The sequence below is a fragment of the Cysteiniphilum litorale genome, assembly GCF_003428165.1.
GTDB classification, from domain to species: Bacteria; Pseudomonadota; Gammaproteobacteria; order Francisellales; family Francisellaceae; genus Caedibacter; species Caedibacter litoralis.
Genome location: NZ_QLIQ01000020.1, coordinates 23,134 through 46,259, shown reverse-complemented (window position 1 = coordinate 46,259; position 23,126 = coordinate 23,134). Strand labels below are relative to the sequence as shown.

Sequence of the window (23,126 nt, the reverse complement as noted above, 5' to 3'; positions counted from 1 at the left end):
TGTTCATTCAAACAATCCTTTCTGATTCCGTGGATCGAATAACAAGTCATCGACTTTAACCCCAAGATAGTTTGCGATTGGACCTAATATTAGAATGCTAGGGTTACATTTGCCATTACAGATTTTGCTTATGGTGCCAGTTGACATGCATAAGGCGCGAGATATTTCCACGGTGTTCACATCTTTCTCGTACATGAGGCACTTAATGTTTTTCCCAATGATAAATAGTTTGCGAATTTCATCATCGTTCCGACCTATATACGGTTCCATTGCTTTGTGGGTGCTCAAGTGACTATGCGTTTGGAAAGATGCTATAAAAAATAAAAATATTATTCAACAAAAATATTGTAACATATAATATATCCTGATATCATCTGCATTGAGTTGTTGACCACATAAGTCCGCCCCAGACATGTGCGTAGCTGAAAACCCTCCACCTTCCCTAGAAAATGGACTTTGACCTCAGCAAGGACGACAGCTCAAAGAGTTGAGTTTTCCTATTGGAAACACTGGTGATCATAAAGAGTTATTTTGAATATATCAAGCTTTTTTTTAAAAAATAATTTTTTACTTCATTAGATGAGGTTATTTTAATTCCCTAAAAATAATCTTAACAATCAAGCCTGAAGAATGAGGATTGTTATCGATGAAAAGTGTTGCTTTATTGTGTATAACAATCTCTTTGACGATGGCTAAGCCTAAACCTGAGCCTGAAAGGTCATGACCTCTAGCGCAATCTACACGGTAGAATGGGTCGCAAAGTTTGGTAAGGTGCTTTTTAGGAACGCCTGGCCCTTTGTCGATAAACAGTAAGTGCAATTGATTATTCTCTTGTTGAACCTCTACCATGACATTGCCTGCATATTTTAGTGCATTGTCAATTAAGTTTTGCATGGCACGTTTGAGTGCCTTATGCTGTGTTTTGATAATAGCGTACTTTAAGTTTGTTGAGAAAGACACGTTGAACCCATTTAATTGGTATTCGTGACATACAGACTCGCTAAAGTCAACTAAATCAATTTTTTGCTGCTTCTCATTTAGATAATATTTTTTTGTGTAAGTACTAATTTGACCAAGCAGATATTCCATATCGTTATAATACTTAGTAAGCTCTCCATGATGTTCTTCGGGGATTTGGTTATACATATAGAGTTTGGCTTTTGTTAATGGCGTTTTTAGATCATGTGCAATCGCTTTAATAGTATATATTTTCTCATCCATAAGTGCGTTAAGTTTTTGACAGGTATGTTCCATTAACTGTACTAGATTTTTTAGGTTAAATGGTTTTATGGCAGATGCAGCATTGCTAATATTGAGTTTGTCAGCGACTTTTTGCATTTGCAAAAAGGGTTGAACTAACTTTTGCTTATATAGGAAATGCAAAGGTGTCACGAGAATCATAAATATGGCGAAGAATAAGAGCAGAAAATATAGATAATAACGATTGGGTAACTCGATAGTGAAATTTGCACATTGCTTAAGATCTGCATAACAAATAGAAACTTGTTTTGAGGAAAAAAATGGCAGAGTGCCAAGCTCACTTTTGATTTGTTTTCTTATGTCAGTATACAACAGATGACTATTTTTTCTATGTTGTGTAGGCATATCCAGCTCGATAATTGGCGAAAAAACAGGTTCTTTGGTAAACAGATAGGTAATATATTTGGGCGTGCTATATGCAAGTGGTTGTTGGAGGCTTTGCAAGGTTTCATTCTTGTGCAAATAGGCTTGAAATGTTGTGTTTGTTAGTGAGTAAATTGTCTTATGATATTGATGATCGCGATAATGCTGGTATGAAAGTACGATAAAACATAAGTTTAAAATAACAAAAATAATGAATAAAATTGGGAAAAACCAAAACCTAAGATACTGTTTAATATTGTCATAAAAATTCATCATAAGCTTTAATTCAGTCATTTAATCGTTATTGTGTAATAATCATCCATGATTATCATGCTGCAAGCTAATCTCATTCTATTCAATTATAATAAGCTAGCAAGTTTTATTTTAGGCAATGTGCTTATTTAGTTGTATTGCTGTTTGATTTAAAATTGCCCAATAAGCCTGTTCAGGTTGTATGGCAAAATGCTTAGCAAGGGTTTGAGCAAATGAAACCATCATTTTTGCAAACACGTTATCATCACTTGCTTTAACCATCGCATTATAATCAGATATTGTTGATATGTCAGTCTTCATCATAAACATTAACGCTTGATAGCTATCGGTAAGTCCTGCTTGCTTTTCTGATTTATGTGCATAGTCAATAACACTTTGTGGCAGTTTTAAAGTAAAAATTGTGACACCAAAAACTTTAATTGGTGTATTGACATGTAGTGCTGATTCTAAAGCATTATTAACATCAATAATTGCTTGGGTGACACCTGAAATTGTTGCATTTTGGCGCAATAATTGGATGTTTGACTTAAGTATTTCAGGCGTTATATTGTAAAGATTGTCAATGGTTTCTTGTTTGGTTTTTGCGTAGGCGTCTTGGGCATCAATTTGTAATTGATAAGCCATTGCATTAATTGAGACGTAAGTGTCTTTAGCTCGATCCATGCCTTGTTTCTGAATATTTGATAAACCATAGATTGTCATATAGTTGATAAAGTGATTAAAGTCTTGTGCTTTCTCACTGCTATCTTTATTTTGCCAGAAATCAATACGTGCTTCCCATGCCTTATCAAAAGCACCCTTATAGTTTAGTAGGTGCTGATCCATGACAGGAATGTTACTAACGTTTTGCAATGCATTATATATTTCAGTGGCAGCAATTTTGGTCTGTTTGCTCGCTAAGGAAACATTGGCGTCACTTTTATAAGCTGGGTATTCCTTGATTAATAGATCAGCAAATGAAATTCCTGTTGTCATCGTTTTAATATAAGAGTGATTTTTAGCAGCATTATAAAATGCCTTTAACTGTTTGATACTCTCAGAGGTACCAGATAGGCTATCTGTTGAGAAGTTTTGTAGCGATTGACTAATAATATCTTTATTAATTTTGTCATCATTTTGATCAGTAGGGTTGGCAAACGATAGATTTGCCCCTGCTATCACTAATGATATTGTCGTCAAGGCAGCTGGTAATTTTTTAAAGTCCATTATATCTCCTTTGTTTTTAAATGGATGAGTTTTGCAGAGACATATACCCACCAGAATGATTCACGAGCGGTATAAAATGAATTATTTTGTGCTCTGCAGCATTATTGTTGACGAAAAATAAGAAAAATACTGCATGAGTCAAAGTAAAATAGACAGGTTGTCTTAAATTTCAAAGTTTAGATGCTTTATATTGAAGGTGAGCTGTTGGGATTAGCATCATTTAAAGGGGGCGTAAATAATGTATGTGAATAGTTATTACCGATGGTTTTGCAATGTGTGTCTTCGTTATTATCTGTGTTTAAAAGTTTGTTTTTTTGATATAAGTTATAAATACTGCTAAAGATAACCATTGCAGAGCAGAACAAGGCAGCAGCAAATCCAAAGGTTGCGATATTAGCGCCTATAGCTAATAAAACAACAGTAAGGATTGCCAAGGTAACGGTGGTTAGGGCATAAAATTTAAGTGGTTTTTCTAAGCGATAAAGAAATTCACGTTTTTTGATTTGATTTGTACATAAGGTTAATGCCAGCACTGCTTCATGGATCTTTTCGGTAGTGTTATCGTTGACCTTAAGGCTCTTTTCAAGTTGTTGCAGAGATTTGATTAAGGCTTTGTAACTTTCTTCACTATTATTAGCATTTTGGATTTCTTGACACCATTTTTGATAGGATGCTTGAAGTTGAGATATGGTTTCTTGATCCACTAACGCAGATAATGCTTTAGTTGACAATGACTCACACATTAGATAGTGAATACGCGCATCACATAGTTTGGCTGCTCGTTCACTAAGAAGCCAGGAAATAACCAAAGCGCTTGCACCACCTATAGAGCTCGCTAGCGTGCTGATGATGCTTAATAAGCTACAGGCAGAGACGATTAATGCACTTAATGCAATTCCAGTGCAAAGGGTAAGTTGAGCAGTATTATATAGGTAATGATTTCTCGCCCATTTGTCCTTTTTTTGATCGGAATTTATTGCCATTACACCAAGCATCACCGTATCAAATAATTGCCAGGCTAAACCGATAAAAGGCAGTTGCAAAGCTAATGGTTTAATGCTTAATGCTAGAATTTCATATACGTTACGAAACAAACTAAGCCAATCGACATAAAAACTATAAGTATGGACAATTTTTCTGGTTGTGCTCAACGAAGCTTGCTTGAATAACGCTTCCAATTTTGTGAGTGTTTTGAGATCAGTCTGTGTGTTGTTGCTAAGTTTTGCGCGCAAAAATGCCTTAAGTTCAGGAGATAGCGTATGCAGATTTTCCATTTCCAATAAAGCGCGCTCCCAATGCAAATTGACCGAACCTTTATATGAAAAAGGCCAGAAATCAAGCGTAGGCTTACGACGATATTTTTCCAATTGATCACTAAAGATTGGCATTGGCATCATCCTTTTAAAAGAAAATAAATATTATTTAAAAAATATCTTGGTAATATACATAAAGCAATTACAGATGCTGGATATGGACAAGGTGATTATGTTTTTATCTGTATCACTGCCAATGGTGCTTAATCACAACCTGCTTATGGTTAAAGGCCAACTCAAGTGCCAGAATGCGTCTCATGTGTGGTTGTGCTTTCAATTCGGTAATATAGTTTTTTTGACGCACTTGATCTAACGATTTATTGGCTAATTCGCTGATGTTTTGACTGTTGTCCTCTTTGGCATGTTTAAATTCCATCACAATGCCATGATCGATGCCATTATTTTGTATGGTGTATGATGATCAAAGAGGTAGGGGCAATTCATGAATTGCCCCTACTAATCAATCTGTCCGATAACTGCGTCAAATATTGTCACTTAAAATATAACAATGTAACTTTTGTGTCAGGCATCAATACGATGCTTTGGCGAAACAATTAAAACATAAAGATTAAAAATTAATTTTAGGAGAAAGGTATGTCATTTAAAATTATTAACTCTAAGGATTCATCTCATTATTTAACTATTCAGAAAAGTTCTGCTTTTCGCAATACAGGCAGTAAAGTTTCTGAGAATGATAAGAGTTACTTCGGTAATAAAGCGACGCACAAAAATGGTTTTTATCCTGAAGATATTGAGCAGGCATTAATCGAGTTATCAAAGGACAGAAGTATAATTGTTCTAGATATAAAGGGAAAGCCATACGATAAAAACCCTAATGTAAGTCGTGATGGAGATGGCGACTTTATTTTATCAAATGATTATTATGAGAAGCTTAAAGTTTTTACTCGTTTAGAGTCGGACAATAGCTCAAAAGATTTAGCAGAGTCTATGAATAAACTCCGAATGATTATTTCTTCTGCTAAGGAAAACTCGGCTGACAATAAGCAAGCGCTACGAAATTTTAATGCAAATGTGATAAAGGGTTTTTTGCAAACAAATGATATGGAGACACTTCAAGCAAAAGTTAAAGTGGAGGTTGCTAATCTTGAAGCTTCATTAAAGTTTAACTCCCCTTCTTGGTGGGATCGTACTATAAATACTATTGAGGATGGCCTTGATAAAGCGTGGAAGTCTGTTTGCAATTTCTTCAAACGGGGCTACTACTTCCTATCATCTATGTCTACTTCTGATTTACAGAAAAGGCAAGCAGCGTTGGAGCTGGAGCTAAAGTCTCGTGAAATTACAGATGAGCCCACTGTGCAACAGCTAAAAGATTTGATGGCTGACTTTGATAACTCTAGAGCAGTTGGAGTTAATGTGTCAGCGGCGACAGTTGAAAAATTTATAGAGAATAATCAGGAATATAAATCTTTAATTAGAACAATCTCTAATCAAGGAAAAGAAAATTCGACTGCTTTGGCAATTGATGGTACGGTGCAAAAAGAGGTAGATGCAACTTTAAAAAATATTTCCAGTGCGATAGAAGGTGCTTATAAAGCCAAAGAGTTTGATGATGAAAAAGCAAGAAATGGCTTAGCGAGAGAGAATAAGTTTAAAGCTAATTATAAGCCTGGAGTTGCTAAAAATAGAACCCAAGAAACTATAGACGCGCACAAAATGAATTTTAGCAGTGATCTTGAGAAGTATTTTGATGAACGACGAGAAATAGAAAACCGCAGTTCTATAAAAAATAATGATAATGTCAACTTGGATGCAAAGTCAGTTGATCATGCAGACCAAATTAAAACAAGAACTAATACAACATCAACTACATTAACTACTCATTTAGAAAGATATAAAGATGGAGTATGCGGTGATAGCAAAAATAATGAAAATAAGAGTGAGTCAAATTCAGATAACATTATAAATCAAGAAAACTTAACCATCCAGAACAAGGATACTATAAGTACCAATGTTAAAAAATCAGATCCAAATGAAAATTTACAGCAACGCGAAAAATCAGATTCATCAGCTAAACTTAAGGAAATGGTGCAAAAGAGCAAGGATATGAAAAATAAAAAAGTTGATAATTTGCTGAAATTTATAACAGAGAATACAAACCCAAAAGATGGTAGCGTGTATACATATCGTAAAGAAGAGACTATAGAGGGTACATTGGTTAGGTTGCCAAGATGTATTTTGAAAGCCTATGAAAAGTGCGGTGGTAACGATAAGGTTAGCGACACCGTTACTCAGCTTAAAAACGATATTGCAAATCCAATGAGTATTATTGAAAAGCTGTCTACTTATATGGCAGGCAGTAATACAGAATATAATGGTACTAGAGGCTATAACACTTATAGCTTAAATGCAACTTTAAAGCAGGCGCTATCTGATGGTAATAAACTTTCTAATGCCCTTAATTATGGAAGCATAGAAAAACCGGTAGAGAAAAAGGAAGACCCACACAAAAGCTTTTATAATGCTGAAAAAAATCAGTCAAACAGCAAAATGGTTAACAGCGCAAAAGTAGTCTAATTCGTAGAACAACTTTATAATCTTTCTGCAATGAAGAATAGCGATCAATTAGGATCAGCACTGCTTCATGAAGTATAAGTACTATATAAATAAAGTGCTCTTTGTGTTCATTCCACTCTTTAGATTTGCTCCAAAGGCTTTTAGTGCCTAAAGCGAAAGAAGCAAATAGTATTGCTTCTTTCGGACGCTTTTTATTCCCTGCACTAGTGGAGAGAGTCTATGCAATAGGTTTTAAACACTTAATCTTTAACACATTAAAAAGGCAAACATATGATTAACTATCAATTAAAAGACAATGGTGGCAATAATAAAAATGATTGTTTGTTAATTGCCATTGGTCGACTGGGTAATCCAGATTTAAAGGAACAACAAGCTGTTGAAGCTGGTTGGCAGGCTGTTTTTAACGGTGTCGACACGATGTCGGTAGATTATTTGCAGATGCTGTATACCGAACTAAAAGATGCTTATTCAAGAGATATTGAGAATATTGGCACCTATTTTTCCTTGGATTTTAATGATGATAATTCAATAGCGTTATTCAAGTCTGAGTTGAAAGAAACGTTTGGAGTTGACAGTTTATCACAAGATATTATTGAGACTCAGTTGCAGGACAAAGTAAAGCAGGAAGTTAATGAATTTTTGAACCATTTAAAACAACAAAAAGATCTTCAAAAGTATGTTGAACTGCTTAAAACCATTCCTGAAGATAAAAAACAACATTTGATGCTGGTGTCTGGCAATGATTTAGAGTCTCGTCCAGGTCAGGTTTATGAGCAATTTAGAGAGTTAATATTATCAGGTAAAGTTCCACATTTTATGGCTCATAAAGGAGGGCATGACAGTGGGCATTACAGTAATATTGTGCCCACTAAAATTGATTATGAACTATTTGATCAATCAACTGACCCAGAGCAATTAATCAAACAAGCATTTGTTAATCTCATGAATGATGCATTGCTTGATGCTACAGGTTTTACTCATCCTGAAGTATTAACACGATTAGATGATAATTCAAACTCACAATATACCTTGCAGACCTTGGATAATGATCTTAAGTTTGAACAAGATATGCGGCAAGCTAAGAGTGAGTCAGCGAAGTTGCATAAAGAAAAAGGATTAAATAATCCCAATGAGAATATATCGAGCAGTATTCTACAATCTGGAAGTGTTGATTACCCCACGCTAGAAGAGCTAGAGGCATACTCTCATGAACAAGAGGTTGCGACAAAATTAGAATCGCTTCTAGCGTTTGTTGATAAGAATATTGATAAGGGTTATATCAATAATTCGCGTTATACCTATCAATTAACATATGAGGGTAACAAATACAACGTACCATGGAGTTTAATGCAGGCCTATGATTCAAGAACATTTGGTAGTTATGATAGTGCTAAGGTTATATCAGGGTTAAAAGCAGATCTGGAACAGGAGAATTCAGCGGATATTATTGCTCAAAAATTAAAAGCACCAATGTACGGTAGGCTATATAACAATACATATGGTGTAAGCAAGGAATATCTAGAGTGCCTTAAGAATTCTCAGCAGTTTAATGATGAAGTAATACTGACAGTGGACGAGAAAAAGGATACTTGGTCTGTAGAAAAAAATAATAATGAATTCAGTTTATTTAATCCTGAAAATCAAATTGGTTTAAAAGAGTTCAGTAAATAAATTTAAAAAATAGTAACCAAAAGTAAGGAGGGTTAGAAGTGACCGTCAATGTAGAAGCAATATATAACCAAGCCAAGCAATTGAAAAAAGCGGGACTTGATTTTAATGCACGCCTATCAGGAGTTGAACAATACTTATTAACGAAAGAATCTGGTTTTGTGCAAACATTAGCTGCTAAAGGTGTGCAAAAGGATGATGCATTTGTCGCGTGGTTTGGACTATCGCCAATGGCGTCACAGAAAAAAACGTTTGAGGGGTTTAAACAACTGATAGATACTTTAGAGTCTAATCCAAGGGAGTTTTCAACAACAATGCAGCAACTAAGGGATAATTATTTGGTTGAAAGTGGCTCAGGTAATCTTAAGGTTTTTTTGGCTGAAAATCGCTATAAAAATGAAGCGTTTAATACAGCTTTTGAAAATGCGTTGGCAGAAACAAAGAGTGATAAGGCGGATAATGGAAATCATATGCTTTTTAAGCAAAATAAAGAGATGTTTGAACAAAGAGCTGTAGCAGGAAAGTCTGTATAGTTTTCACTTAAGATAGGGATTGGAGAAAAATAAAGTAAAAGGCTTTTAAAGCAAATATTTAGTTTGTTTTGTAACAATTCATTACATTGGGGGAGTGTGTTATGGAAATAGCATTTGCACATGTGACTGAAAGGGTTACAGCGAATAAAGTAGACCCAGCACAAAAAATAGATGGCAAAAATTCAAGGGATGGTAATCCTTATAATGGTTTTTATAGATTGAGTAAAAAAGATCAATCACTTGAGGCGGGTGATGAATATTTTATTAAAGTGCCAATAGATAAAACGGAGTTTTTTTTTGAAGCGTTAGCGGCACGAATTATTGCTAAACTCAAGGAAAAAAACATAATTCCGCAGGAATATCAGCATCTATTTGTCACGGCAGAGCCTGTTATAATTATTGACGGAGATAAAAAGACAAAAGCTTTGGCATCGAAAAAAGCCAAAGTTACAGAGCTTTTTAAGCTTTTCTTCCCATGGGAGGAGTCTAAACTTAGAAATAATAAATTAGAGAAATTTGACAATAAATATTTATACCAACTGATTACTAGTTTTAAATCTGCAAATAGTGGATTATCAATGGTAATATTCATTTCTCTTTTGCTAGGTGACTATAGTGTTCACTCAGGTAATGTTTTTGGTATAAGTGGGGATGATGGAAAATTGAGCTTTGGGAAATTGGACTTTGGTGCTGCTTTCCGCGACTTTACAAAAAATAAGAGCTTGATTAAGCCGCATGAGTATGAGGCAAACTTATACAAAAAGTGGTATAAAAATTATATTGAGTATTATTTGCGGATCCCGGGTTTTAAAGCCTCTCTGGAAGAGGTAAGAGAAAAGTTTTCAGAGGGTGATATAGGCAAAATTAAGCGCTGTTTTAACGAAGGTTTTGACGAGTGCTATACTTTTTTTGAATTGAATAATCATCAAGCTATGTGCCAGAAGTTATCCAAATATAGTGGTATTGATTTTGCCGACCAACAGCGCCGAGAATCGCAATTTGAGACAGCTCTTAGCGATCGGTTGACAAGCCCCTTAGTTGCAACAGAAGCAGGAGAAAATGTAAAAACGTATAAAAAGTACAACACCATTGAGAATCCAGTATATGAACTTAATAATTGCAATAGGCAAGCGTGTGACGGTGAGCAAAAGCCTTTGTTGACAAAAAGCCATTCTGTAGAGACCAATTTGTGGGCGATACTAAAGAGCAATTATGAACATAAAAAAGATGATACGAGTGATGATATAAAAGCAGTTTTTACCAGTTTGATGAAGATTTATGCGCATATGCTGGGTAAGAATGCTTCAAAAAGAATGGTGCATAATGCCGATTTGAGAACTGAAAAGTATGATATTTTACATCAATTAATTCAAGGTATTGGTAATATCTTGATAACTGAGGGAAGCAATGAGCTAAAAGGCTCAAAGTACAAACAAGTGGTGGAACAGTTTGAGGCAATTGAGAAAGATGGTGGTTTAAACATTTTAGATAAGCATTCTTCCGAAGTTATGGAGATTTTACGAACACTTGTTAATTGGTTTTTAGTTCTTATCTCATTCGTGTCTCCAAACGTTAAGAATTTGCTGGCGCCAAAAAGTGCAACACTTTTTAATCAAGCAAAAAATACGCTCACACAAACGTCTGAAACTCAGTTTAATGCCCAGTTTCAAGATCAGTTGGCAATAGGACAGCAAATAGAGTCACATCCAACAAAATGACTGATATCTACCCTAAAGATAGCTTTTATAATCTACCTTAGGCAATAATAAATCACTTAAGTTAGCTATAGCAATATTATCGCACACTTTTACTGCGCAAGCGCTGGCTGAGTATTAATCGAAGCCCTGAATTCGTTTTATCATTAAATATATAAATTAGGAGAAGTATATGCCCAATCAATCAGCAGCTCAATCCATGAAAAATATTACCCAGAATCATAAAAATTACCTTGAGCAAGTAATGAAGACAAATATAACGAGAGAGTTTAGCAAGAAAAACGTAACTGATGAAAAGATTAAGTTATTAATGATGCAGTTTGAACAGTCTTCATCAAAGTTTTCAGCATCAATAGATCCCTTGCTTGAGGGCGTGTCGATGTCAAATCAGATTAAAGCCGGGGTTTTATCGGGAGCAGCAGGCGTGGTAAGTGGCCTTGTTGCTCGATCTGCACTTCATGATGTGCTTCCTATTCCTGATTTTACACCAGGTAAAAATCTTGCAATTAATACCATCAGTGTGATACTAGGGGGTGTTGTTGCGAATGCGTTTTATAATATTCTGCCTGAAAAAACAAGGCCAGCAAGAGACTCAGAGGCATTTCAACAACAATTCAAAGAATCAGGTTTCTTTGCGCTGAGTAACGACTTAACGGAAAAATTTATTAGACTTTTTCATTATCGTGAGTCTTTACTGTTTGGGAAGCAATACAATATGCCTATTGATATGCGTGCCGAGTTTAAGGACTCATCAAGTACGGATGAATATAAAATTGCTGTTGAAACCTACTTTTTGACTGAACTTGATAAACTATTTGTTAATACATTTAAAGATATTTATGAGATTCATGATGAAAAGATTCAAAACGATAAAAATAGTTATGGTATTACAAGAGGCATTAAACGCTATTTTGATGACGTTGATCCGGATAGCTTCACGCAAAAGTTACAGGTGAATTTTTTGACTCAAGTAAGTAACTTTCTTGTTAAACAGATGGATGAACCAACTGTTTATGCACAATATCCCTATTTGGCGGCAAGTGCGCTAGGGCTTGCAACAGGTGCTTTGGCAGTAGCTGTTGCACCAGCAGGTGTCGCACTTGTTTCAGGGGCTTTAATGGGAATATTTGCTTACTATCTACCGTCAAATATTGAGTCATTCATGTATAGTCATGGTAAAGAAGAGCGTCAAGCACTTAAGAAAATTACACAAGCAATTAATGACGAAGCAGTCAAACTTGAAATGCAAACCAAACAAGTCACACCCACGTCAAATAGTAGCATCAGTCAATTACAAAATTATGTCACTAATCAATGTGATGGTTTTGGTCATGGCTTGAATTATGGTTATGGGTCTGGATATGCTTCTATTTTGGTTGGCTCGATGCAATCCTGGCTTCAGGAATATGCTAAACGTTATCGCCATAGCAAACGTATTGAAACTGATCTGGGTGCAAAGGCGATTAAACCGATTACTCAGACTGCTGATCGTCAAGCGACAGATTATACAAAATTATTAGCGGCAGATATTAATAATCAAAAATTTAAAACCTGCATCGAAGCAACTAAGACATATTTAAACAATCGTGACAACAGCAGTTTTATCGAAAAATTTGGGGTAAAAGCAAAAGTCAAAGATCAGATATTAGAAATTGTTGCTACTTTGCCGAAAGATAAAGTATTGCCTCAACATTTGACTGATTTCTACGTCAATGAGCTTGGCGGCATTGCACATGATTTGATGCAAATACGTGAGCTGAAAATAAGCGGAGCTTTAACAGATGCGGCTAAAAATATTAATAAAGCTTTTGGTGATGTGACTGCAGATAAGCAGGCATTTATTTTAAAAGGAGATACCACTTTACGTCATCTTTTGGCGCTGCCTGCAGACGAAAAATTGCCAGAGATTGATGAAAAAAATATCGATAACTACTTAACGCAGTCGAGAAATTTCCTATTTTCGTTATTAAAAAAACCAGACATTCATTTAAACGCAGAAAATCACCTTGAACAAGCGCTTACATACAGTAATGAATTTAGTGTGTATAATACGCTGTTGCTTAAACAACTTGCCAAGACTATTGATCCAAATAATCAATCAGTGGATGGTGCAACAAAGGCAAAAATACATCTCTTTCTTAAAGAGAAGCTATTTGTGGATTATTCAGATTTGTTAAGTCAAGCATTTACTGATTCCTTATTAATTGGAAATAATCCAACGCTCGAAAGTATGAGTGAATCAATGCGCAATGCAATGGCTTATACTAAACGAGTCTACTCTCCTTATGCACTGATCACGGCAGAGGCAGGAGAGTTTATGAATAATGATCATCTACTTTTTGCGTTGCATAATAAGCAGGTTAATTTTATGCCTGAAGCATCGAAGGCGTATATGGATAAACTGAATAAAGCGATAGAATCAACGGCACGATTTATTGAAAAAATCAAAGACAATCAAATCCTTATTGGCACTGGTGCGTATGGTGTTTACTTATATGAAGCACAGCAGGAGATTACAAATACCATCGATAATATTAAGCAATATATAAAGGAAAACCCTAGCCACAATCAAGTGGATTTAAATAAGGTAGTTGAGAAATTAAACACCTATAAGCAGGACATAGATCATAAGCTTTCCTTGCAGAATATGCATTATGACAATCCGCGGTATTATCAGCTGATTGATGAGATGATAACCAAGGTGCAAGCTTATGAAAAATCTCAGTACGGTACTATAACGCGCTTTATGAATGATGCGAATAAAATAAAGGTGGCAACTGCTGTGCTTGAAAACCTTAAAGCACTAAAAAATAAACCCATTGAACAAGTTAAGTTTGATGATATCTTTAAGCTTTCTGAAGCAACCGAGCAGAATAGCAAAGATCTTCAAGATTTAAAAAGTAAATTTAGTGACTCATTACTTGATGGAATTAGGAGTCTTCTGGAGCACTTCAAGGCATATATTGATGATTTGGCATCTTTTTCAAAAAATAATCAAGCTGAAAGAAAGCAAGTTACCATCGAGGGGAGTGTTGAGATATTCTATGAGGCGAAGGATCATGATGCTTTCTCTGAGGATGATGTGTATGAAGAGTGTAATTCTGAAATAGGAGAAAGTTGGGAGTTAGTATCCATGTTTAATCAAAGTCTATCTGATAAAGACCATAATTTGGAAAATCGTAAGTAACTAAGAGGGAGACTACTTATGCCAATCGATTCTGAAAATAAAGTGAATTCTGTTGAGTTGGTTAAAAAAATCATGGATTATGCGAATAAGCTAAATTTACCGCTGGTAAGTAGTACCATAAAACCTCTTGTGCTTTATGGGATGGCTTCAGTTCTTTCAAAAGTAATGGAGAGTGCCTCTAGCGGTTATTTACCAAGTGATCAAACGCATGAAACTATAAAAGGTATCCTTACATCCTTACTGGGAAGTTTTGTCGCACCATTAGCCGCAAATCAACTATATAAAATAGTGGGGGATTTTTTTGCGATTAAAAATATCGATAAAACAGACAAAACTGAAATTAGTGATGCTGAGAGTTTGAGGCGTTTAGCTCTGTTTTGCAACTTATCACTGAGAATCGATGGCTCATACCCTTACGTAAATAGATTGCTAGATTGGTCTTTAAATTTATACAACCTTCGCGAATGGGTTTATCTGGTGACGGGAAGCCATCCATTAATGTTTGGTAAAACCTCCTTAGATACTTTTGATATTGATTTTTTTAACTCACGCAATTTAGATTACACATTTGTCAGTTGTAAAGATGCACAAGGGAAAATGTGTTTTGAGACCAAATTTAACGTACCTTTGATTGCAAAATTGTATCCGCATAAAGTGGGTTACCTACCGGGCAAATGGTGCAAGGATAATGATAAATGGGTATTTGCTACAACGGTTTCAAAGGATGAATTAATTCGTGAGTGTGATCAAAGATATCAGCAAAATTGGTTTACAGGAGGTGGCAAAGTAGCTGATGTTGTTGCGTTAACGGCATTGGGCAAAACATATGATATTCACTATTACAAGCCTATGTTGTTAATGAGTGATAGTGAAAAAGGGATCGAAAATTTAAATAATTGGTCAGAGAGCGTGATTTATGAGTCATCAACACCTGCATTGGTTAAATTTGACCAAACTAAAAAAACGCATGCAGCAAATAACGATCGTTTTATTCATGACTTAAAGCAAGTTGCAGATAATAAATATGAAAATGTTTTCTGGGTAAAGCAACAGGACTGTGTTAAAGAAAAGACTTTTTCAAAGTGATTTTTTTGGGGCTAATTCATCAGGTAATCAATTTGTCCAATAAAGAGGCTATCTATTGAAAAACTAAGTAACAATATGTAACTTTAAGCATGCCTGTTTAAGCATAGCGATCTAAAAATTAATCAAAAATTCATTCATCAAGCTCATGGTTAGTTGGAAGCTGAGAAAAAACATAAAACATAAAACATAAAACATAAAACATAAAACATAAAACATAAAACATAAAACATAAAACATAAAACATAAAACATAACATAAAGGTAGGAAAATATGCCAGGCACTAACGATAGCAGTCAATCAATGAGCGATCACGCCTCTGAAAATAGTCAGCATCAAACATTCAAAGTGGATCAGATGCTAGATCCTATGTTTATCGACCATGGTCGGTATGTGGATCGAGATAAAACGATAAATGCATTTGAAACAAAAGAGTCTGGATACTTTCATGCGATGCGTGATGCTTATCAGTTTGCAAGGGAGCGTATTATTGATAGCGCTGAGAAACTAAGTTTTAAGCTTATTGATCAAATTCAGCAAAAGACCTATGAAAATGTTGAGTCGACCAATTATGAACAATTAAAAAAGATGCCTGATTACGAGCGCGAATGTTATGGTGTAGAAGAAGGTGTGATTACTCAAAAAAAACTCACTGATGGGTATTTTGGCGCGATGAAATTCAGTGATGAGGGGATTGCATTTGTACGTCAGATGTCTGATAACGTAAAGATCATGAAGAATCAAACTAAAAATTATGTTCATAACGAGCATATGGATATGATTATTAATAACAACTCTTATCGATTTTTAAGAGAGTTGGATGAAGATGATCTTAACAAGATGATGGAAGAAGCGATTCAGCGATTTAATCAAACCGTTTCCACTGTCGATGGCAAACAAAAAGAAAAGGCGATTTTTGATTTATGTAAAACGTTAGAGCTTATCCATCCTTATCGGGATTGTAATTGTCGTACGTTTGTAATGATTTTACAAAATGTATTGCGCCAAAAGCATGGATTGGAACCTATCATTCAATCAAACCCTAACCTTATCGATAATTTGGGTTATGACGAATACATGCAGACAGTAATAACAAGAGATCAATACCAAAAAGATATTAAAATAGCATCTAAACAACTTCATGAGATTCACCAGCAAGCTATGTCGAAACAAATGGGCGCTCAAGATATATTGATTCGTGACGGTGTGGTGCATGATAAGGAACGGCTGCTCAAAGTTGAAGACAGCTCATCACTTTTCAATCATAGTGAGGCAGAGAGTAACTATAATCCAGGGTCTGTAAATACGATGAAAAGTCAATATAGTAATGATCAAGGTGATGTTTTATCTATTCATACTACAAAAAGTGAGTACTTCGATGATGACAATGATATTTTTAACAAGACCATAGAAAGTGTTGATTTAACCAATAACAATGCTGATCAAGGCATGCCTATGTTGTTCAATACGCCTAAAGAATGTGAATTTATTTTATTAAGTAAAAAATAATTAAGAGGGAAAATAAAATGCTAAAAGTACTTTTAGTCCATAATTCATCTAATGAAGATGACAGGCAGTTAGTAGAAAAATTAGGTTTCAATTATCAAAGTAGATTGAGTATTAATGGCATAGATTTTCTGAAAATAGATGATATGAGAATATGGACAACTGTTGGCGTAGAAAGATATGGCACTATCTCCAGACAGATGTTCAAAGGAGTAGGGCTTGTTGTGGTTTCACCGAATATGTCAGATAGAGTTCAGCGTGTAATAACTGAAAATTGCGAAAGGGATCAAATATCTTGTTGGCGGCTAAATGCAGGTGAAGCTAACCTTTCTAAAAATGAACTGCTGGAGTTAATGCGAGAAAGAAAGGGGGATTTTACGCAGGAAAAAGTATCAAATTTGCTATTATCTCAGTCCTTGAAAAGCAAAAGTAATAATGCTCCTAATGTCAAATACTCTAATTTCATAGCCTCTGAAATTACAGGTTTTATAGCTGATGTACCTATTAATTCGGATTTATTAAATAAATTGAAGGAGAAAAATCATGCTATCCTCAAGAATGGGTTAGCAGCCAATAATGTTGAGGAAAGGTTAAAAAATTTGCTGCAATTTATTCACTCACATACTGACTCACCAGAAAGTGTTAATAGTAAGTTAGGCACATACACTTATTCGATAGAGTACAATGGCAAAAGCTATAATGTCCCTTGGAGTTTAATGCACGCTTATAATGCTAAAGTTATAGGTAAATATGACGATATAATGGTTATAAATGGTTTAAAGGAAGACTTAGCAAAGCCCGATGCCAGTAAAGTTATCGCCGATAAACTGCGTTCACCAATGTATGGTGTGCTATACAACAATAAATATGGCGTTTCTGAGAAATATGTGGACACAGTTAAATCTCCAACTGAATTGTATAAAAAAATCAAGTATGCGGATAAAAAAATTGAATCCAGTGACGGCTTTAAATTGTTTGATGGGGATAGTAATTTTTTAAAAGAGAGTCAAGAAAATTCATATCATTTGAAGTGATTTTCCAAAAATAACACTCTCCTACGTGTCATTCCGTGACAAAAAACAATATATTTCACGTAAATAATCATAAAAATGCATCATTAGCCTTTTTATTACCCAACTAGTTGGCTTGCTTATTTTAGGATGCCATGCGAGAAATTTTCTATTGGTAAAAGTAGGGGCTCTGGGCGTGCTTAAAAATAATATCTTACTATTTGGTATACATAAAACGCAGATGCAGCAATTGATTTTGTATTTACCAAATTACCGTTTTCTGATATGTCAGCACGCTTTACAATTACAAAAACAGATTAAGACACAAAAAATTTCTCTTTTAGTTATGTCAGCATTTGATGGACATCAAACAAATATTGCTATATGCGATAGACTCTGTAAGCAATACAACAAACTTCCTGTTATTGTCGTAGGAGGTGTTGAGGATACTGAATTAGAAATGTCCTTTTATTGTGCTGGTGCTGTCGATTACATGTGTGGAGATAGGAATATCAAAATACTCTCACGAAAAATCGAGTCAACCTTGCGGGTGCTAAAAGCTGACGAGCAGTGTAACCAGTCTGAAGATATTATTATTGGCGATTATCGGTTTAATGCGGATAGGAAAATTTTGGTTGACCATAAGGGAACTCAGTACAAGTTAACGCAGTCAGAGTCATTCGCGCTTGATTTGTTAGCACAGCGTCAAAATCAAGTTGTTTCAAGAGATGAGCTTTATTGGTGGGTATATGATCGCCCTTATGATGGCATGGATAGAACCATTGATGTTTTGATGAGTAAATTAAGGAAAAAATTACATACTCAAAAAACAAACGAACCGTTGATCAAAACTGTCAACCGCGGGGGGTATATGTTGAATGTGCCTCGTTGTTAACAAATGGGTACATTATATCAAGTGCATTTTAGATTTTTGAGTGTTGTAATTAATCCGCAAAGTTTGATGGGAGTAAGTTCAAGTGGATTTAAAGTCACAAAGTTGCATAGGCTACTCTGAAATGTTGAGAATATATTGTTTAGTCGGTGCTGTTCTCCTAACTAGTAACGCATTATTAACTCTGTTGCTCATGAGGTTAAGGTGCGGGGTCTGGAGGTCTGAAGCCTAGCTTAAATAAGAGTGTTCTGCTCTGATATTCTACAAAGTTAATTTTATGTTTAAATATAAAACAAAAGGAGAACAACGTAAATGTCTGTTAAATCTATTAAAAAGCCATTGTGTCGTAGCTATTTTGCCAGTGCTTTGATTGCTACATCAATTGTCATGCCTACCTTGCTTTTGTCTGGGTGTGGGAATGGCAATGATTCACAGGGTAGTCATGAATTAGTCACGCATAATTTGATGGATATTAGTCAAGAGGCTAAAAATATTCCTGTTGGTGTTACACATCAGGTGAGAGTCGATGTTAAGAAAAGTAACCTCCAGTTAGGTGTGATAGAGAGCGAGATCTGGGGGTGGGAAGTTCAGCCTGCAGACAGTAATATTGAGGTAACAAAAGAGGGAAATTATCTCAACATAACAAATAAGAATAATGTCCAAAGTAATACAGATAGAAAAATAAAAATAAGTATAACAGGAAACGGTGAAAGTAAAGAGACAGCTTTCAATGCACTATCTGACAAAAGGTATACTTATCTAATTAAAACCATGGTTGATGGTTATGCTAATTATTGGCGAATAGTTGATTTTTCCATTTATTTAGACAGAAATTTAGATGAATATCAGTCGTTATGGGTTTCTCTATATACAATATTAGATAATGCTAAGGTTGGTCATCATTTTTCTGAGGTAGACATTCAAGATGCGAAATCTGTATTGAAAAATTTAGGAGGAGATCAGCATAACTCAGTTGAAAATGTAAATAAATTAACTAAAGAGTTCAATCGTTTTATCCCAATTCAGTTAATTAGTTTTCTAGTAGATTCTAAAAGTTACTTTCAGACAAACGGTAATAACCAGCAACTTATCAGCTCAACTTATCAGGTTGATAATTTGTCAAATGAGAGAAAGTATGGTGTATTAGGGAAAATTAAAGGCAAGAGAGGAGATGTTAGTTATGTGCTAATACAGCCTTTAAATAAAAACTCTGATTTTTTGATCCCTTATTTAAAATTAAATAAGGAATATTTTGATGATGTTTTATCTATATACAACCAAAATAATAATATAGAAAAGGATATAAAATTTGTAGAATTCATTGATAAATTAGATGCAACTAATGGGCGTGTACAAAATTCACAACTTAACCAATTTTTAGGTTCTAGTGCTGGAGTAGAGTGGTTGCAAACAAAGGCAGGTCAAACGTGGCTATTAGCTGAAAATGGTAAGAAGTGGTTGAGCCAAGGTGAAGTTACAGAAACAGCTTCAATAATTGAGCTACTAAGCTATATTTAATGGGTATTTTTTATTCAGGTTGAAATATATACTATTTTGAGGGTTTCAAGGCAGGGGGAACTCCTAGGCTGACGCTCATGCCTGTTAGCTGTAATCATTAACTGTAATGTTTTTTAAGCAGCAATCTCAGTACATTTTTGAGATTCCAATGCCTGCACAAATAGCATTGATTTTATCCCCAAACTTGCCCTTGAGATATTTGAATAAAAACATCGATTAAAACAATAACAAAACTCAGCAATCTACCTTGATAGTAATGAATCAAGAATAAGTTGCATCAGCTAGCACCTCTCAAGTGTTTTATTGACAGCATGATGGGGTCTATGTTGCATTTGGTGACATAGTATAACATCTTGTGGCGTGACTTAAATAAGGGGTTATGCGTAAATGGTTATCGGGTTGGTTGGTTTCTCAAGTAGTTATTTGATGCGGTAATTAAAGAGCTGGTCATTGTTACGTTTTTTGTAGTTTAAGGGGAAATATGGGGTTTAAATTTAGGTGCTGATTGATATTGGCATAACTCTGTCAATATGTCCGATAGTGGCTCTGGATATTGAGTTTCAAACATGAGCTGTGTACCTTGAGCTTACAGACAAATGGCATAATAAATTTTGGTTTAGATACGTGTTTTGGATTTGCGATAAGGATGCTGTTATCTCTGATTAGTCATGAACAAATCAAAATCAATAATGACGATAAAACGAACTAACTTTCAAGTAATTTAGCAAACAAAATATAGATAGTATTAAAACTAATTAAGAGTTTAACAACAAAAAGGAGAAAATAAAGATGAAAAAAATAAACAAAACAAATCAAACAAGCATGCAGAAAGGTTTCTCATTGATTGAGTTGATGGTCGTGCTCGTTATTATTGGGGTGTTAACAGCGATTGTGATTTCACAGTTTGCGAAAGCATCTCAGCGAGGAAAAATCTCTGAAACGGTAAGTCTTATAGGTTCTATTCAGTCGGCAGTCAATGATATTACGCAAGCAAATTCACATGCCATAATTAACGAAGCAAGTTTAATTGGTAGCAACCGTTTGCCAAGTAAGTATATAGAGGGAACAAAGCTATACACACCGTTTGGTACAGAGCTTACTACGCTCACCTCTCCAAGCGGAAAAGATTATACGATTCAGTTTGCGTCTGCTTCAAAATTAGCATGTGAGAACTTGTCTAATGCAGCTTTAATGGCCGATGCCGTAAGTATATCAATTGGTGGGACTGCACTTGTTGGTAACACAATGAATCAAACTGCTGTTAAACAACATTGTGATGAGTTAGCGTCTAATTCGGATTACGAACTTTCATTTACATTTAGAAAGTGATGCGATTGACTGTCAGAGGTGAAAAGGTTACCTCATGATAGTAATCTGATTGCGCTAAAATAAAATTAAGTAATTATTTTAGCGTGATTTAAAAAAGCAACGAATATTGTGATGGAATTGTTTGGACAAGCCGCTACCTATAACTATTGCATATGTAACTTATGGATTGCATAAACCTTTAATCTAAGTGCTGTATATGAACTATATAAAATATAACTTCAACCAAAAGGCTGGTGTTAGGAAAAATCAACAAGGCTATATTTTAATTTCACTCATGGCATCGTTGGTGATTTTGGGGGTTATTGCAATCAATGAATATATGCATTTGGTTAAAAAACAACAGCTTGATCGAGCCGAGACGGCAGCAACTCAGATAATTAGTGTTGCCAGTAGCATTGGTGATGCCATTTATGAACCAACCGAAATGTTTAATAAAAACAATGCATTGAAACAAGATATAACTGAAATTTGGACAAAATGGGACGGTGAAAGCAAAAAAAATGGTGGATGGGTAACTTTAGATATGTTTTATAAAGATCCTAATTTATCTGCTGTTTGTGGTATTAGTCGTCCACCTGTTTCACAAAGCCAGTCATTCACATCTTGTGTTGATGCAAATAAACCAGTTAATTGGTCGAGTAATAATGGCAATTTATTTTGCCAATGTACAAATCAAAAGATCACATATGCTGGATTTTTAAATCTAAAACCTATAAATATTATGCTGCAACCTATTGGTGAGAAGAGTAATGAAACACCTAAATCTGTAGTGTTACGTGTGCCATATCCTGAGCTTGGAGGCAAAGCCGAAAGTGGTCTGGCGTTAAGAATGTTGGCAAATATAAAGAAAAATTTGATTGACACACCAAGGTTAAAATTTGCGGTGTGTATGGGCGAGCAAAAAAACTCATTGGTAACACCTACTCAATTTGCATGTGATGTTGATATTGATTCCACGAATGCTTTTGATTCAACAGATTTTAATCGGCAGTTTATTTATATCCATATTGAAAGAAAAGTATGAAAAAGGAAAGGTAACAGAAAGTGAACAGCAATAGAATTTGGCATAAGCTAACGTTTTTAGTTAGTTCCTTAACGGCTTTAGTGATATTTATGCTGTCCTGTCAACATGTGTTGGCACAAGAGCTAGTTTCAAGGGATTTTTTAAAAGTAGTTAGTCCAAATTGCGCTTTATCTGAACATTGTGCTGAGATCGATATAAAGAAATCACAAGGGATGGCTAAGATTGTCTCTGATGATGAGTATAACGGTTTTACGTTGATTGTTGCGGATAATCTAGTGGCAGATCTTTCAGTCAGTGAGATATACAAGATTTTTAGTCAAGAGCCTTCGCATTATATGGCTGGCATTAATCTTGAGGGTAAAATCGTTGCGATTGCGCAAACGCAACAAGAGGCTGATTTGTTGGCAAAGCATCCTCGAGAAGTTTTTTATGTCTTAAAGGGACAAACCTTAAAAGAGACGATTGAGCGCTGGCTTTCTTATCAAGAGATTAAGCTGATATGGGAAGCACCTGTTGACTATAAGCTGGCTGCATCCGCTGTGTTTGAAGGGCAACTTTTTGCAAAAGATGGCGCATTGAATAATTTGTTAAAGGCATTTGAAGAAGCTGATCACCCATTACAGGCAGAGCTAAAAGCTAATCATGTGTTGGTGATTAAAGCAAAGTCGTATTCTTCCAATATGGTTGTCATGCAAAATTAATTAAGGT

At 35.1% G+C, this 23,126-nt stretch carries 18 protein-coding genes; 13 read left to right on the top strand and 5 right to left on the bottom strand.

Annotated elements, in window-relative coordinates; translation table 11 throughout:
* Nucleotides 1–3: 3 nt before the first annotated feature.
* The 5 genes from DNJ75_RS15830 to DNJ75_RS08880 all read right to left on the bottom strand — a co-directional run bounded on the left by DNJ75_RS15830 (nucleotide 4) and on the right by DNJ75_RS08880 (nucleotide 4,797).
* Nucleotides 4–270, bottom strand: a complete 267-nt coding sequence (locus tag DNJ75_RS15830) for a helix-turn-helix transcriptional regulator (protein WP_117003104.1) — start codon at nucleotides 268–270, stop codon at nucleotides 4–6.
* 315 nt (nucleotides 271–585) lie between these two features.
* Nucleotides 586–1,338: a sensor histidine kinase gene (locus DNJ75_RS15355; protein WP_157968279.1), complete on the bottom strand. Its 753-nt coding sequence runs from the start codon at nucleotides 1,336–1,338 to the stop codon at nucleotides 586–588.
* 669 nt (nucleotides 1,339–2,007) lie between these two features.
* Nucleotides 2,008–3,102 (bottom strand): hypothetical protein, encoded by a 1,095-nt coding sequence (locus DNJ75_RS08890; protein WP_117003102.1) that lies wholly within the window; start codon nucleotides 3,100–3,102, stop codon nucleotides 2,008–2,010.
* A 185-nt stretch (nucleotides 3,103–3,287) separates the two neighbouring features.
* Complete coding sequence (locus tag DNJ75_RS08885; RefSeq protein ID WP_117003101.1) at nucleotides 3,288–4,490, bottom strand: hypothetical protein; 1,203 nt, start codon at nucleotides 4,488–4,490, stop codon at nucleotides 3,288–3,290.
* A 112-nt stretch (nucleotides 4,491–4,602) separates the two neighbouring features.
* The gene (locus tag DNJ75_RS08880; RefSeq protein WP_263479622.1) at nucleotides 4,603–4,797 is read right to left on the bottom strand and encodes a PD-(D/E)XK nuclease domain-containing protein; all 195 of its coding nucleotides are present in this window, start codon (nucleotides 4,795–4,797) and stop codon (nucleotides 4,603–4,605) included.
* Nucleotides 4,798–5,009: 212 nt separating this feature from the next.
* Between DNJ75_RS08880 and DNJ75_RS08875 the strand changes: the two genes are divergently transcribed.
* The 13 genes from DNJ75_RS08875 to DNJ75_RS08815 all read left to right on the top strand — a co-directional run bounded on the left by DNJ75_RS08875 (nucleotide 5,010) and on the right by DNJ75_RS08815 (nucleotide 23,119).
* Nucleotides 5,010–6,953, top strand: coding sequence for a hypothetical protein (locus tag DNJ75_RS08875; protein ID WP_117003099.1), 1,944 nt, complete (start codon nucleotides 5,010–5,012; stop codon nucleotides 6,951–6,953).
* Nucleotides 6,954–7,223: 270 nt separating this feature from the next.
* Nucleotides 7,224–8,624: a hypothetical protein gene (locus tag DNJ75_RS08870; protein WP_117003098.1), complete on the top strand. Its 1,401-nt coding sequence runs from the start codon at nucleotides 7,224–7,226 to the stop codon at nucleotides 8,622–8,624.
* A 38-nt stretch (nucleotides 8,625–8,662) separates the two neighbouring features.
* Complete coding sequence (locus DNJ75_RS08865; RefSeq protein WP_117003097.1) at nucleotides 8,663–9,154, top strand: hypothetical protein; 492 nt, start codon at nucleotides 8,663–8,665, stop codon at nucleotides 9,152–9,154.
* A gap of 101 nt (nucleotides 9,155–9,255) precedes the next feature.
* The gene (locus DNJ75_RS08860; RefSeq protein ID WP_117003096.1) at nucleotides 9,256–10,872 is read left to right on the top strand and encodes a hypothetical protein; all 1,617 of its coding nucleotides are present in this window, start codon (nucleotides 9,256–9,258) and stop codon (nucleotides 10,870–10,872) included.
* Nucleotides 10,873–11,041: 169 nt separating this feature from the next.
* Entirely contained in the window at nucleotides 11,042–14,056 is a 3,015-nt protein-coding gene (locus DNJ75_RS08855; RefSeq protein WP_117003095.1) for a hypothetical protein, read from the top strand.
* A gap of 18 nt (nucleotides 14,057–14,074) precedes the next feature.
* The gene (locus DNJ75_RS08850; RefSeq protein ID WP_117003094.1) at nucleotides 14,075–15,142 is read left to right on the top strand and encodes a hypothetical protein; all 1,068 of its coding nucleotides are present in this window, start codon (nucleotides 14,075–14,077) and stop codon (nucleotides 15,140–15,142) included.
* 270 nt (nucleotides 15,143–15,412) lie between these two features.
* Complete coding sequence (locus DNJ75_RS08845; RefSeq protein WP_117003093.1) at nucleotides 15,413–16,648, top strand: hypothetical protein; 1,236 nt, start codon at nucleotides 15,413–15,415, stop codon at nucleotides 16,646–16,648.
* A 17-nt stretch (nucleotides 16,649–16,665) separates the two neighbouring features.
* Nucleotides 16,666–17,679 (top strand): hypothetical protein, encoded by a 1,014-nt coding sequence (locus DNJ75_RS08840; RefSeq protein WP_117003092.1) that lies wholly within the window; start codon nucleotides 16,666–16,668, stop codon nucleotides 17,677–17,679.
* A gap of 172 nt (nucleotides 17,680–17,851) precedes the next feature.
* Entirely contained in the window at nucleotides 17,852–18,550 is a 699-nt protein-coding gene (locus DNJ75_RS08835; protein ID WP_117003091.1) for a response regulator transcription factor, read from the top strand.
* A gap of 309 nt (nucleotides 18,551–18,859) precedes the next feature.
* A complete protein-coding gene (locus DNJ75_RS08830) occupies nucleotides 18,860–20,065 on the top strand; it encodes a hypothetical protein (protein WP_117003090.1) in 1,206 nt (401 codons plus the stop codon).
* 789 nt (nucleotides 20,066–20,854) lie between these two features.
* The gene (locus tag DNJ75_RS08825) at nucleotides 20,855–21,394 is read left to right on the top strand and encodes a pilin (RefSeq protein ID WP_117003089.1); all 540 of its coding nucleotides are present in this window, start codon (nucleotides 20,855–20,857) and stop codon (nucleotides 21,392–21,394) included.
* A gap of 196 nt (nucleotides 21,395–21,590) precedes the next feature.
* Nucleotides 21,591–22,418: a pilus assembly FimT family protein gene (locus DNJ75_RS08820; RefSeq protein WP_117003088.1), complete on the top strand. Its 828-nt coding sequence runs from the start codon at nucleotides 21,591–21,593 to the stop codon at nucleotides 22,416–22,418.
* Nucleotides 22,419–22,438: 20 nt separating this feature from the next.
* Nucleotides 22,439–23,119 (top strand): TcpQ domain-containing protein, encoded by a 681-nt coding sequence (locus DNJ75_RS08815; RefSeq protein WP_117003087.1) that lies wholly within the window; start codon nucleotides 22,439–22,441, stop codon nucleotides 23,117–23,119.
* Nucleotides 23,120–23,126 lie beyond the last annotated feature (7 nt).

Bases quoted from the DNA above. Each gene is read 5' to 3' on its own strand.
- DNJ75_RS15830 (WP_117003104.1), bottom strand. From the start codon at position 270: ATGGAACCGTATATAGGTCGGAACGATGATGAAATTCGCAAACTATTT.
- DNJ75_RS15355 (WP_157968279.1), bottom strand. From the start codon at position 1,338: ATGCAAAAAGTCGCTGACAAACTCAATATTAGCAATGCTGCATCTGCC.
- DNJ75_RS08890 (WP_117003102.1), bottom strand. From the start codon at position 3,102: ATGGACTTTAAAAAATTACCAGCTGCCTTGACGACAATATCATTAGTG.
- DNJ75_RS08885 (WP_117003101.1), bottom strand. From the start codon at position 4,490: ATGCCAATCTTTAGTGATCAATTGGAAAAATATCGTCGTAAGCCTACG.
- DNJ75_RS08875 (WP_117003099.1), top strand. From the start codon at position 5,010: ATGTCATTTAAAATTATTAACTCTAAGGATTCATCTCATTATTTAACT.
- DNJ75_RS08870 (WP_117003098.1), top strand. From the start codon at position 7,224: ATGATTAACTATCAATTAAAAGACAATGGTGGCAATAATAAAAATGAT.
- DNJ75_RS08860 (WP_117003096.1), top strand. From the start codon at position 9,256: ATGGAAATAGCATTTGCACATGTGACTGAAAGGGTTACAGCGAATAAA.
- DNJ75_RS08855 (WP_117003095.1), top strand. From the start codon at position 11,042: ATGCCCAATCAATCAGCAGCTCAATCCATGAAAAATATTACCCAGAAT.
- DNJ75_RS08850 (WP_117003094.1), top strand. From the start codon at position 14,075: ATGCCAATCGATTCTGAAAATAAAGTGAATTCTGTTGAGTTGGTTAAA.
- DNJ75_RS08845 (WP_117003093.1), top strand. From the start codon at position 15,413: ATGCCAGGCACTAACGATAGCAGTCAATCAATGAGCGATCACGCCTCT.
- DNJ75_RS08840 (WP_117003092.1), top strand. From the start codon at position 16,666: ATGCTAAAAGTACTTTTAGTCCATAATTCATCTAATGAAGATGACAGG.
- DNJ75_RS08830 (WP_117003090.1), top strand. From the start codon at position 18,860: ATGTCTGTTAAATCTATTAAAAAGCCATTGTGTCGTAGCTATTTTGCC.
- DNJ75_RS08825 (WP_117003089.1), top strand. From the start codon at position 20,855: ATGAAAAAAATAAACAAAACAAATCAAACAAGCATGCAGAAAGGTTTC.
- DNJ75_RS08820 (WP_117003088.1), top strand. From the start codon at position 21,591: ATGAACTATATAAAATATAACTTCAACCAAAAGGCTGGTGTTAGGAAA.